Origin of the sequence: Nostoc sp. JL23, from assembly GCF_017115065.1 — a bacterium.
GTDB lineage: Bacteria > Cyanobacteriota > Cyanobacteriia > Cyanobacteriales > Nostocaceae > Nostoc > Nostoc punctiforme_A.
In genome coordinates, this window is record NZ_JABXKN010000098.1 from 62,316 (window position 1) to 74,747 (window position 12,432).

Annotated in this window: 10 protein-coding genes; 3 read left to right on the top strand and 7 right to left on the bottom strand. The window is 42.5% G+C overall.

Features of this window, described 5'->3' with window-relative positions; genetic code table 11:
• Positions 1–467: 467 nt before the first annotated feature.
• Positions 468–1,292 carry a GNAT family N-acyltransferase gene (locus HWQ42_RS19955; protein WP_292815361.1) on the bottom strand — a complete coding sequence of 275 codons (825 nt, stop codon included), beginning with the start codon at positions 1,290–1,292 and terminating at the stop codon, positions 468–470.
• Between the two features lie 803 nt (positions 1,293–2,095).
• Between HWQ42_RS19955 and HWQ42_RS19960 the strand changes: the two genes are divergently transcribed.
• The 3 genes from HWQ42_RS19960 to HWQ42_RS19970 all read left to right on the top strand — a co-directional run bounded on the left by HWQ42_RS19960 (position 2,096) and on the right by HWQ42_RS19970 (position 6,751).
• Positions 2,096–3,166 (top strand): LOG family protein, encoded by a 1,071-nt coding sequence (locus tag HWQ42_RS19960; RefSeq protein WP_292815363.1) that lies wholly within the window; start codon positions 2,096–2,098, stop codon positions 3,164–3,166.
• 780 nt (positions 3,167–3,946) lie between these two features.
• Positions 3,947–5,269, top strand: a complete 1,323-nt coding sequence (locus HWQ42_RS19965) for a D-alanyl-D-alanine carboxypeptidase (protein WP_292815365.1) — start codon at positions 3,947–3,949, stop codon at positions 5,267–5,269.
• A gap of 267 nt (positions 5,270–5,536) precedes the next feature.
• The gene (locus HWQ42_RS19970; RefSeq protein WP_292815367.1) at positions 5,537–6,751 is read left to right on the top strand and encodes an HhoA/HhoB/HtrA family serine endopeptidase; all 1,215 of its coding nucleotides are present in this window, start codon (positions 5,537–5,539) and stop codon (positions 6,749–6,751) included.
• A 556-nt stretch (positions 6,752–7,307) separates the two neighbouring features.
• On the opposite strand, the gene HWQ42_RS19975 is transcribed toward HWQ42_RS19970, so the two are convergent.
• The 6 genes from HWQ42_RS19975 to HWQ42_RS20000 all read right to left on the bottom strand — a co-directional run bounded on the left by HWQ42_RS19975 (position 7,308) and on the right by HWQ42_RS20000 (position 12,417).
• A complete protein-coding gene (locus HWQ42_RS19975) occupies positions 7,308–8,171 on the bottom strand; it encodes an NmrA family NAD(P)-binding protein (RefSeq protein ID WP_292815369.1) in 864 nt (287 codons plus the stop codon).
• 144 nt (positions 8,172–8,315) lie between these two features.
• Positions 8,316–9,218, bottom strand: coding sequence for an MBL fold metallo-hydrolase (locus tag HWQ42_RS19980; protein ID WP_292729450.1), 903 nt, complete (start codon positions 9,216–9,218; stop codon positions 8,316–8,318).
• Positions 9,219–9,229: 11 nt separating this feature from the next.
• Complete coding sequence (panD, locus tag HWQ42_RS19985; protein ID WP_292729447.1) at positions 9,230–9,613, bottom strand: aspartate 1-decarboxylase; 384 nt, start codon at positions 9,611–9,613, stop codon at positions 9,230–9,232.
• Positions 9,614–9,742: 129 nt separating this feature from the next.
• On the bottom strand, positions 9,743–10,255 hold the full coding sequence (locus HWQ42_RS19990) for an inorganic diphosphatase (RefSeq protein ID WP_229464783.1): 513 nt from the start codon (positions 10,253–10,255) through the stop codon (positions 9,743–9,745).
• Between the two features lie 467 nt (positions 10,256–10,722).
• Positions 10,723–10,908, bottom strand: a complete 186-nt coding sequence (locus HWQ42_RS19995) for a hypothetical protein (protein WP_094349221.1) — start codon at positions 10,906–10,908, stop codon at positions 10,723–10,725.
• 1,041 nt (positions 10,909–11,949) lie between these two features.
• On the bottom strand, positions 11,950–12,417 hold the full coding sequence (locus HWQ42_RS20000) for a DUF362 domain-containing protein (protein WP_289799926.1): 468 nt from the start codon (positions 12,415–12,417) through the stop codon (positions 11,950–11,952).
• Positions 12,418–12,432 lie beyond the last annotated feature (15 nt).

Below are 12,432 nucleotides of genomic sequence, written 5' to 3' on the forward strand. Positions count from 1 at the left end.
TAAGTGGGCTGGATGAGATGCCGCAGCTACGCCCGTCGTCGACATCGCCAATCAGACTTTAAATTTAATTAGGAAGATTGGCAATCAACACCTCTCCTTTATTAACTACAAAAAGACATGGGCAAGGTTGTATCAAATCCCGCAAAACTGGATTTGGTTTTGAAACCGAGATATAAATGGAGTGTAAAATCCACTAGGTGTAGCCGCATGTGTGCTTAGGCGACTCCATAGCGCTTTGTGGGCTATAGTTCTCAATTCTCCTAACGGCGGATAAATGATTGTTTTTTGCCTCCAGCACAGGACAGGGTATAGAACGAGCGATGCCTACGGTGGGCTACGCCTACGCCACGCCATTTGGTATTGTTAACCGATCAGAATTCGAGGTAGCAGTTTAAAGTAGCTGTATCACCAGATTGATAATACTCCCTTGGCAAGAAGATAAACTCTTGCTTTTAAGCTATGGGAAGCTAAGATCGCACCCTCAGTGGTAAGGGTTTTTTGAGAGGATTTGGATAACGCCATCTGGCAAAGTCTGCAATATTAGATATAGTTAAAAAATCAATAGTTTTAAACTGCCGATCAATAGCAGGAAGGCTGCATATTTTAGCTCCAATATTCAAGTATGCCTGCAAAATTTTCGGAATCTCAACATGAGATGAATCTGGACAATTTTGAGTCAGTTCTAGACAAAATTGTGAATTTGGATAAACCAAAATACTTGGATGCATCAAGTTATTCTGCCGAAAATAATCATAAGCCCAAGTAGCTTGCCCAGGACATTGTGTTAGTAATGATGCACAACCAAAGAAATATTGGTTTTTACTCCAGATGAGATAATTTGCTAACCCTTCCCAGAGTAGTAAAAGTGTCTGACTATTACGATATTCTTTAGCTATACATGCACGCCCAACTTCCACTGATACCTGAAGCACAGAATTGGGAATTCCATTAAGATTAAATATATCGGTAGCATCAAATCCTAGTCTTTGAGAAGCCATTATATAGGTCTGCATCCGATAAGTTCCAATCGTTTTACCCGTATGTTTGGAGATTAGGATTAAATGATGGCAAACCGCATCAAACTTATCTATATCCATCTGGCTAAACTTAGAAGCAGAAAATCCCAAGCCTAGTTCAAGATTAAAAACTTCAAAGCGCAACCGAAAAATTGATTCTAATTCTTCTTCAGTTGAAGCCAGCCGTAGGGTATATTTTTCAGTTTGAAGGACGGGAAAATCTTCAAGAGGGGGAGGAGGATTCAGTGGGTAATTGATGCGTCCAGAAACTTCCATCTATCTTCCTACTTAGATTTGCGAAAATATTCTACTAGGATTTAGGCACTATACAAATAGTTCACATTATGCATTAATGTGTCGAATGTGTAATTGAGACAGGTTTCGATCAAAGATCCTTTAGAGCAATACGCTTGGGTTAAGGATTTTTGGTACTGATTTTTGACCTGTAAAGACGCGTTAGCGCAGCGGGACGTTAGCATGGCGGGGCGTTTGCGATCGCGTCTCCAAGAGTTGCCCAGTCCAATTTCGCGTCTCTAACAAGGATTTTAGGTTTAACTAAACGGTGTTGTGGTCTAGAGAGCTTTTTTACTTTCTTAGATTAGGGTTAGAGTGCTTTTATTATGGGCATTAATTCTCAAAAAATCTGGCAATAAGATACAAAATTTTCTTTTAATATACGCTATAGATGTAAGTCATAGCATTTTACACAAACTCTGATATAGAGCATAATACAGAATTCAGAATGCAGAATTCAGAATTCAGGAGTAAAACACGCTTTATATTTGGGCAACAGACTTAGCTTATGTACCTCACCAACTTGAAATCTGCTGTATATTGTGACGATCATTATCCTCAGTGAGTGAGTTATGTCAATTAGTCGACCGAGAGAACTTGCTATGGTTTTCAAAAGTTGAAGTATCACAATAAGCCCGATCAAAAAAAAATTTAGAATTTTCAGCTTCAAAACCAGTTCTGCCAGTTCTGAATTAATTTGCTAACTGCACATCAAAGCGCTATTCCCGCTTGCTAGAGTGTGAGTAGTTCACGTAAAATATAGTGCCATTGTTGCAGCAGTTCTCATGACCTCATCTGCGTCGTTTGACACATTAGAGTCTTTACAGGCGGATATCGCTGAATTGATCGTTCGTTTACCGACATTAAAAAATCGGCAATTTATTCAGCAAGCACTTACTACTATTGTTCGTCTAGCTGATCACGAAATTGAGCGTCTCGATTGGAAAATATTATCTGCTGCATTAGCAGATATGGAGCGCGGTTTCCAGCTTTTTTATGATTACCGACACGTTCGCAAAGTCACCATTTTTGGTTCTGCTCGTATAGCGCCAGATAGACCAGAATACCAAATGGCCCTTGAGTTTGCTCGTGCTGTTTCTCAATTAGGATTTATGGTGATGACTGGTGGTGGTGGTGGAATTATGCAGGCGGGTCATGAAGGTGCTGGGCGAGAAAATTCTTTTGGATTAAACATCCAGCTACCCTTTGAACAGCAAGCAAACCCTTTTATAGAGGGCGATCCCAAGCTAATTAACTTCAAATATTTCTTCACCCGCAAGCTGTTTCTTCTCAAAGAAAGTGATGCTGTAGCCTTGTTTCCGGGAGGCTTTGGCACTCAAGATGAAGCTTTTGAATGTATGACATTAAGCCAAACTGGTAAATTTGGGCCAGTACCTTTAGTTTTAATCGATCGTCCTGGTGGTGATTACTGGCGCTCTTGGAGCGAATATATTGATAAACAATTAGTGCAAAATGGTCTTGTCAATCCTGAAGACCCCAGCCTTTACACGGTGACAGATAACTTGGATGTAGCTTGTGATGCTATCACCCGTTTTTACCAGGTTTATCATTCCAGCCGCTATGTAAGCGATAAGTTAGTCATCCGCCTGAAGACAGATATATCAGACGCTCTTTTAGAACAACTGAATGCTGATTTTAGCGACATTATTATTCAAGGAAGAATTGAAAAAAGTCAGGCATTACCTCAAGAAGCACAAGATGAAACTGTTGGACTACCTCGCCTGATTTTGTACTTCAATCAACGCGATTTGGGGCGCTTGTATCAGATGATTGCCACAATTAACCGGATGGGTACTCCTTCACCAGAGGATGTAGCACATCCAGAAAGAAAGTAGGTAAGCTAAAACACATCTAATTTGCATACTAAAATTTTCTCAATATCTTGCGGGGTAGACATCTTATCCGCCCTGATTATGCAACTTGAATGCTGATTAGTTTATTAAGGGAAAAAAGGGGGAGAATTTTGAATACTTTCCCTTTTTTTGTTTCAAGGTTATAGAATTACCAAGAGCGATCGCCTTATTCTCAGGCTATCTGCGACACCCTGCGCGTAGCTTGCTTTGCAGGAGTACGCGATCGCTTAGAGTGCAATACGCTTGGGTTAAGGCTAAAACTCTATTATCCAAGTCAATTTTTTAACGTAGACGCAAAGCGGTGAGCCAGTCCGGTGGACGGGTTCCCCGGCATAAAGGAACTGGTGAACCCGTAGGGCTTGCCGCAGGCTACCGCCAAGGCGCAGAGGACGCAGAGAGAAGAAAGAGAAGGAAAAAATTGCTATAACTCAACTGTATTGGCTTAGAGCGAGTCTCCTACTATCAGATACGCTACCGCAAGCTTCCTTGCTTCTCCGTTGGGGTACAAGTGTCATAGTTCGTCATCGATATCGCTAACGGCGTAGTATCTGCACAGATCAAAAATATTTTTATTTTTATGCGGCTATCTTCATGAGCTATGGGCATTTTGGCATTGTCCAAGCAAGCCACGAAGACAATATAATTCACCCTACTTACAGATGGGAAAAACACCAGTTATTATTACTCAATACTGATTCTTGTAAAAAAGCTTGTATATTAGCACAGTAAACAACGCTTGAGATCCTAACAGAGGAATAAAAAATGCTGGAATTATTGGGTTCAGGTTTGGTGTCGCTTTGGCTGGAAATGGCTGGGGTACAAATCAAACCTCTAGAGGCCTTAGATGCACTAACTTGGCAAAGTAGCCCTGGCTTGGTTCTTGCCCCCGATCCAAATCCAGCTGGGGCGACTACGGTGCAGGAATATTTGAAAAAGCTCATCACATCAAAGGTGGTGGCGCAAAATCTGGCTGAGAGTCAGGGGATTTGGATGCAGTCGGGGCCGATGCTGATGGCAAATCACCAAGGTACGACACCTCTGCCGGCTGCTTCTTTAACTAAAATTGCCACTTCACTAGTTGCTTTGAAAACTTGGGGGCCAGATTACCAATTTGATACTTTGGTGAGTGTCACTGGCCCAGTGGTAAATGGAGTTGTGCAGGGCGATTTAGTGGTTACAGGCCGTGGCGATCCTTTGTTTGTTTGGGAAGAAGCGATCGCTCTTGGTAATACTCTCAATAAAATGGGCATCAAGCAAGTAAAGGGGAATTTGATCGTTACTGGCAGTTTTGCCATGAATTTTCAACGTCAGCCAATGCTAGCCGGTTTGATGCTCAAGCAAACGCTAAATCGTGCAACTTGGGGACGCCCTGCGATTTATACACACTCAATCATGCCCAAGGGAACACCCAAGCCTCAAGTTCTCATTGCAGGCGGGGTGAAAGTTGAAGCGCAACCAAACCCTCAACAAACTTTGTTACTGCGTCATCGCTCATTGCCCTTGAAGCAACTACTCAAGGAAATGAACGTTTATAGTAACAACGATATGGCAGAGATGCTAGCAGATTCAGTGGGAGGAGCAAGTGTAGTCCAATCAACTGCTGCTAACCTGGCGAGGGTGCCACAAGCGGAAATCCAGTTAATCAATGGTTCTGGATTGGGCCCGGAAAATCGCATTTCCCCCAGGGCTGTTTGTGCCATGTTTATGGCTATTCAAGCTGAGGCATCTGCCCATCAACTGAATCTGGCTGACTTGTTTCCCATGTCTGGATTCGATCACCGGGGGACACTACACACTAGACACATTCCCCTGGCGACTGTGATCAAAACTGGTACTCTCCGGGATGTGAGCGCCTTAGCGGGAGTGATGCCCACACGCGATCGCGGTTTGGTTTGGTTTGCTATTATCAACCGTGGGACAAATGTCTGGGGTTTGCGGACTGGACAAGACCAACTTTTGCAAAGTGTTGTTAAACAATTACAACTACCTCTCACCGTTCCTGTTAACCTCACTCCCCACTCAGCCATCAACTCTTTACCCCAGCTAGGTGCAGCTAATCGGAATGAAATTTTATACAAAAGTTAGTTCATCCATAGTCTAGAGTTAGAACAGAGAGCGGACTAGTCTTATTAGCAATCCAAAAGTTTTATTGATGGGTAAAAACCGAACTTGTAAAGGGTAAATGTCCATAATAGCTTTTGGGTTAAATTTTCTATTAAGTTGATTACAGGTAGTTCGCAAAATGCCCTAACCCCAGTAATGGAAAGAGCAGGCGAAACCTGAAATAAAAATAACTGTAAATAGATTTGTCACGACTAAGCAACAATTAGGCTTATAAATTAGGTTGTGATTATGCGATTTCCCAAAATATCTCGGTCTCTACGTCAACTCACTACTCATGTTTTAGCGATCGCGCTAGGAGTTGTGCTAGCGGTTAGCACATTGCAGGTGTTACCTTCCCAAGCCGAACCAGCACCCACAATAACTGCTCTTGATACTTCAAATCTAATTGCTCAACGGCAATCACCAGCCACTGCTGCGATCGGTACCACTAGCTTTGTCACAGCAGCAGTTAATCGTGTTGGTTCAGCAGTTGTCCGTATTGATACTGAGCGAACAATTACTCGCCGCGTCGATCCATTTATGGAAGACCCCCTTTTCCGTCGGTTTTTTGGTGACGGTTTCTCCCAACAGATGCCTTCTGAGCAGTTACGCGGTTTAGGCTCAGGTTTCATTATTGACAAGAGCGGGTTAGTTTTGACTAATGCTCATGTGGTCGATAAGGCTGATAAAGTAACAGTCCGACTCAAAGATGGCCGCACCTTTGAAGGTAAAGTTCAGGGTATTGATGAAGTCACAGATTTGGCAGTAGTCAAGATTAACGCTGGTAACGATTTACCAGTTGCACCCTTGGGTTCTTCCACCAATGTCCAAGTAGGAGACTGGGCGATCGCAGTTGGTAATCCTTTGGGATTTGATAATACTGTTACCTTGGGAATTGTCAGTACCCTCAAACGTTCTAGCGCCCAAGTCGGCATTAGTGACAAACGCTTAGACTTCATTCAGACAGACGCCGCCATTAACCCTGGTAACTCTGGCGGGCCACTATTGAATGGTCTAGGTGAAGTAATTGGGATTAACACAGCCATTCGCCCTGATGCAATGGGTATTGGGTTTGCCATTCCTATTGATAAAGCTAAAGCGATCGCTGCGCAACTGCAACGCGATGGCAAAGTTGCTCACCCCTATCTAGGTGTGCAAATGCTAACTTTGACACCCGATCTCGCCAAGCAAAATAACACCGATCCCAACTCTCCGATTCAGATACCAGAAATTAATGGGGTTTTTGTCATGCGAGTTGTCCCCAATTCTCCAGCGGCATCTGCGGGTATCCGGCGCGGGGATGTAATTCTGCAAGTTGATGGTAAAGTAATTACCAGTGCTGAACAATTGCAGAATGTTGTGGAAGATAGTCGCCTTGGTCAAGTATTACAAGTAAAAGTGCAACGAGGTAATCAGACACAGCAGCTTTCAGTCCGCACAGCTGAGTTGCAAAATGCGTCGTAGGGGCAATATAGCTTATTTTAATTGTGTGGAATAGTAAGGGCACAGCAATGCTGTGCCCAAAGCACGTGTAGTCTATAAAGGTTTTTAACCCACAGAGGTGGGTAAAGTCTCGTGTAGCCGCGACTTCCAGTCGCCAAGGCGAGTAACAATTTAGACTTTTCAAACATCCTCTTTGAATAGAAACTGCGATGTGCGATCGCAGTTTCCGGTGCTACTGGTTTCCTCTTTTGATAAGTTGGAATTGATGGGTTGCGATGCCTACGGTGGTCACTGAGCGAAGCCGTTCGCGGAGCATCTGTCTGCGACACGCTGCGCGAACGTAGAGAAGTGCGGGCTACACCTAAGCATTGGGGGAGCTAACGGAGTTAGAATACTTTCGGTCACTTATTACACGTATTCGCCCAAATGTGTAACTTGATACGGTCGGTGTGCAACGGGTCATGATTGCCAGTTCCAAAAATGACGGTTGTAACCCTCATTCTTTCATCAACTGACACAAGTTTTCGGTCTACTGACATTGCAATTGACTCTTGGACACTTTATAAGGAGCGATGAGTTAAACAACAGAATGCGCTAGTTGTGCAATGTAACTCTCTAATGAAACTACTCCTCGTGTAACAAGATCACGGGGTGGCATCTCTGCTTCTAGCGCAAGGGTTGTCATGTTGGAGAAAGATGCTGCTGCTGAGTTTGAAAATCCCATATTCCGCATTGTCTTTATCCACTGGTCACGCGGAGTTTCCACCACCTTGACTGGTTTTTCTAAAACTTTAGCAAACGATAAAGCAACGTTGAGCGAAGAATATATTTCTGGACCTTCGATGTTGTGTAGCCCTGTATTCTCTATTGGCTCTGTCATCAAACGCGCTGCCAACTGACCAATATCGCGTGGGGCTACCATCGGCAATGCAAAATCGGTTGGAAAGAAGGTATGGATTACGCCATCCTGTTTAGCTGATTGTAGAGAGAAGTCCCAATTGCTCATATAGTAAGCAGCGCGGATGATACTAAATGGTATGGACTGGGCGGCGAGTTGCTGCTCCATTTCGTAAAGCACTCCTAAATCGCCAATTTGAGAACCGGGCTGCGCTCCATAAGTTGATTCGGCAACGATTTTCTCTAAGCCAGAGTCTCTTATCGCTTCCAGAATGGATGCTAAACTTTTTCTTTCTTCGACATCTGTGTCTATCGCAGGATCAGCAGGTGGATTAAGCAGGAAAAGACGTTTACCCTTTGCAAACACGCGGCGTAGTTCTACGGTATTATGTGCGTCTACAACCTCAACCATCGCGCCGCGCTTCTGCCATTCAGGAATAGACGCAGAACTGCGCGAGACAATGGTTACTGGCTCACCCTGCGATAACAGCGTTTGTGCTACAGCAGAACCAACATGACCATTGCCACCAAGAATGATGTGCATGGGAAAAATCAAGAACGGTAGGTACGGAAGAAGTATAGGAAAAGTACAGTGTTGCACTCAAGCAGACCAACTATTATTATGCAGAAAATTTTTGAATATCAGTGCAAATAAAATACTTCTAAATATCGCTACAACGACTCTAAATCACTTACCAACAGCTAATACTAGACCTTCATGGGCTAATATTGCTTGAGGAAAGGCAGATTTAATATCAACTTGAACCCGATCAAGAAAATCATCATGGTCATCTGGGTGATGATGAGAAATAGCTAGCCGTTTGACACCAGCATTCAGAGCCGCGTTCACCGCAGCTTGCCAGAGTAAATCAGCAGAATCATGGTTGTGAGATGTAGGGGGAGTATAAGTGGCATTGGCAATCAGTAAGTCAACGCCTTTAATAAACTCTAAAATCCGCTCTCGCTCCACTTGATCGGCATTCTGGTGCAAATCCGTGATATAGGCAACACTATACTCTTGCCAAGTAACTCGGTAGCCAACTGAGCGCTGAGTTTGATTAATTAATGCAGTTGTAATGGTGACATCATCTAACTTCACATCACTTTCTGGAGTCAGATTATAAAACTGCAATTCCGACTGCATTACCTGTAAAGGGTAAGGAAAGTGTGGCTGGAGCATCTGATCGTACAGACATTGTTTGATTGAGGCTCCATTTGAGGCAGCTGTGCCGTAAATATGGAAGCAATTTTCCCCAATAAATGCAGGAGCAAAAAAGGGAAACCCTTGAATTCGGTTTGATTGGCAGTTGGTAAAAAATAAATGGGCTTCTAGTGGCTGTTGCAGTTCTTGCCAAGTTTTACCTAATATGCGTAAGCCAGTACCGCCATCAAAAATCAAGCGTTTCCCAGCTACATGTATTTCTACACAAGCGGTATTACCACCATAACGATTGGTGTTGCTACTGGGAGTGGGTATCAAACCTCTGACACCCCAAAATTGCACGATAAATTCACCTGCTGGGCTACTGGGCAGGGTAGATGACTTTTCAAGTATGTAGCTCTGGGAATCCGACAACTCAAAATTTGACATTTTTCTTGAAATTAGACCTTACTGAGCAGGTCATCGTAGCGCCGCACTTCCAACAGCCTGTTTTTTTCGTCCACAATGACTACCGTAGGAGAGTAACTTTTTAACTCTTCTGGAGTGAACTGCCCGTAAGTCATTATAATCAAGCGATCGCCAATAATGCCTAGACGTGCCGCACCTCCATTTAGCTCAATTATTCCTGAATGAGCTAGAGCGGGGATCGCATAAGTAATAAAGCGCTGACCGTTGGCACTATTAACTACTTGCACCTGCTCATAAGGTAAGATACCAGCTTTTTCTAAAAGGATTTCATCAATGCTGATACTACCCACGTAGTTGATATTCGCCCCCGTAAGGGTGCAGTTATGAATTTTTGCCAAAAGGAGAGTACGCTGCATTCTGGTTTGGGGTTGGTGGCAGTTTTTGCGATCCGTAACAAGCAAAAGTTATGAGTAGAGACGCGATTAATCGCGTCTCTACAGGCGTTAGGAATAAAAATTCATAACTCTTAACTCCTAGCTCCTCTATTATCCTCTATAAGCTTTGACGGATTTTTCTACTAAAGCTGCAACCTTGTCTACATCTTGCCAACCGAGAATTTCAGTCACCTTTTTTTCCAAATTTTTATAACTACGGAAAAATTCGGCAATTTCATCTAAGCGGTGTGGCGCTAAGTCTTTCAGGGATTTTACTTGAGTGTAGCGCGGATCTTTGTCAGGAACACAAAGGATTTTTTCATCGCGATCGCCACCGTCAATCATCTCCAAAAAGCCAATTGGTCGCGCAGCAATAATACAACCAGGAAAGGTCGGCTCATCAATGATGACCATACCATCTAGGGGATCGCCATCATCAGCCAAAGTATTAGGTACAAAGCCGTAGTCATAAGGATATTGTACCGAGGAATAAAGTACTCGGTCTAGAGCAAAAGCTTCTAGTTCCTTGTCGTATTCGTATTTATTTTTACTTCCGCCAGTAATTTCAATCAGAACATTGATTAAACCAGGTTTTGGTTGGGCAGGAATGCGAGATAAGTCCACAAAAAACTCCTCTGATAACAGTGAATCACGGGGGCACTCAGTCAGCTTCGCTCCCCGTGTAGAATTTTAGGGCAATATGGATCTCTTCCCAAGGTATTTATTCGAGGGCATGGGGAAGAGGACAAGGGGACAAGGAGAATTGGGGACAAAGAGAAAGACTTGTTTTAAGTTCTAACTTTTGTCACCTTGTCCCCTACTCCCTTGAATTAGCCAAAAAATAGAAAAAGCGTTACGAGCAAACTTCGCAACGCTTTTTCCAAGAGGGTATTATGGATATCCTCCGCCCTTAATTGTTGTTAGAAAGATTTCTGTCCTAACTTTGTTAAGACAACTCAAATTTGGAGTTACACAATCCAGATTTAGCTTATTCTTGACGAACTACACCCACATCTAGAGAGATTGTCTACAAAATCAGTGTTCTGCTTTTTGTAGGTCTCCTCATCAGGAATTGCGACTGGGAAGCTCGATCAATCTTGATTTCCTTGTATGTTTTGGATCAGAGGTTGCTGGTTATTTTGAACATTAGTTGAAGAATAGTGGGCGATGACAAATACGGGTAGGGTAAGAGTCAACAGAGCGATCGCAGTTCCCACAATGTCTGCCAAACGTTGGGAATATGTATCGGCATTGGCAGACTGGCTATTTGAATTCATACAAAATTGAAGTTCTTCGTAACACTGTGTAGGTTTACTCTCTGAGTGAGAGTATTAATGCTATTTTAGCTATTTTTAAACTGTAAAATGTATAGCATTCTACAATCTAAACCAGTTATACAACTGTCATAATAGCCTTTTTATACATGGACTTCTTAATACAAAGTTACAAGTAAACAAATCATGTTTTATTTTGTAATTAATATTTTCAGATGTTTCCCTGTATGGTGTAACGGGTTGCATACGCAAAGCAAACTTTGACAGCATCATAAGTTACATTTTTTCGCTGATTAAAGATTAATTAGCAAAACATATTTATCCGATACTTCATGATTATAACATCCTATAAAGCCTTTGATAAGGTCATTTTACTGGAATTGCTAATTTGTGATACAGGACACAAAACCGCAATTGCACTGAATATCTCTCCGTGCTTTTGGTTGTTATATAGTAGTTATACTCAAAAATATTTGACACCAGAGAAGAAATAGGTAGGAATGATTTTTGTAACCAATGATAACTACCGAATAAATACAGATACATCAACTGTATGAGGCAGAATGGATTCAGTAATATCACTAAACAAATATTTAAGAATTTAAATTTCGTAATCTATGTAATATCACAGCAATTTTGTCAATCTATATAAAGGTAGAGTAAAAAAGTTTTAGAAGGTGGCATAGACATTTAGTGGGTTATTACCAAACTTTCCTCATATCTGAACAAAATACCCAATCCCAATTTCCACATCCTAAATCCGTATAACTTTTTGGATAAATTAAATCTAAGACGAAAAATTGTATAACAAATTAATCAGCTAAAAAAACCGCCACTAAATATAATAGGGCGGTCTGGTTAAGCAATCGGAGGGTAATTACAGATTAATCTGCTAATAAATGAAATTGCTGTAACGACGTTTGCATTAAATTGGGGATTGGGGATTGGGCAGAGGGGAAAGACTTACTGCAACTTCTCCTCGGTCACTGAGCGTAGCCGTTGGCGCAGCCTCTCGTAGAGAAGTGCTGCTCCCCTGCTTCTTCCTCACTCTCTTCCATAAACACTGATTGGTTCCTTGATAAATCGGGTGTAAAGATGCTTAAACGTAGACTTAATGACGCGGGGCATACCAAAATCAATGGGCATTAACTTGTCTGGTAGCCGCCAATCTTCTATTTTTAATAAGTCAGGATTTAAATGCGGAAACTCTATGGCAGCAAGTTCTGGACAAACTCCTAGCCTTTGAGAAGCTGCAACTGTGGGCACTTGTTCAGGAGAAACATTGAGGATTTCTACCATTGCCCGATCTAAGGCAAATATATCTGATGCGGCCGCTAAAATCCCCAGTTGGCGAGGTTCTCCGTTGCTGGGGCCATTACCTTCATGACCGATGATGCCATCTAATATAGTTAAGTCAGGGTTAATCGCTCTAGCAGTTTCTACTAACATTTCACCAAATCTATTCGCGTCTTGGTTGAGTCGATGGGGGATATTATTCCCCGCACCTCTCAGTTAAATCTGGGCGTG

What these genes read in the sequence shown, in the direction of transcription:
- HWQ42_RS19995 (WP_094349221.1), bottom strand. Translation starts at nt 10,908, where the DNA reads ATGAATTCAAATAGCCAGTCTGCCAATGCCGATACATATTCCCAACGT.
- HWQ42_RS19955 (WP_292815361.1), bottom strand. Translation starts at nt 1,292, where the DNA reads ATGGAAGTTTCTGGACGCATCAATTACCCACTGAATCCTCCTCCCCCT.
- HWQ42_RS19970 (WP_292815367.1), top strand. Translation starts at nt 5,537, where the DNA reads ATGCGATTTCCCAAAATATCTCGGTCTCTACGTCAACTCACTACTCAT.
- HWQ42_RS19975 (WP_292815369.1), bottom strand. Translation starts at nt 8,171, where the DNA reads ATGCACATCATTCTTGGTGGCAATGGTCATGTTGGTTCTGCTGTAGCA.
- HWQ42_RS19980 (WP_292729450.1), bottom strand. Translation starts at nt 9,218, where the DNA reads ATGTCAAATTTTGAGTTGTCGGATTCCCAGAGCTACATACTTGAAAAG.
- panD (WP_292729447.1), bottom strand. Translation starts at nt 9,613, where the DNA reads ATGCAGCGTACTCTCCTTTTGGCAAAAATTCATAACTGCACCCTTACG.
- HWQ42_RS19960 (WP_292815363.1), top strand. Translation starts at nt 2,096, where the DNA reads ATGACCTCATCTGCGTCGTTTGACACATTAGAGTCTTTACAGGCGGAT.
- HWQ42_RS19965 (WP_292815365.1), top strand. Translation starts at nt 3,947, where the DNA reads ATGCTGGAATTATTGGGTTCAGGTTTGGTGTCGCTTTGGCTGGAAATG.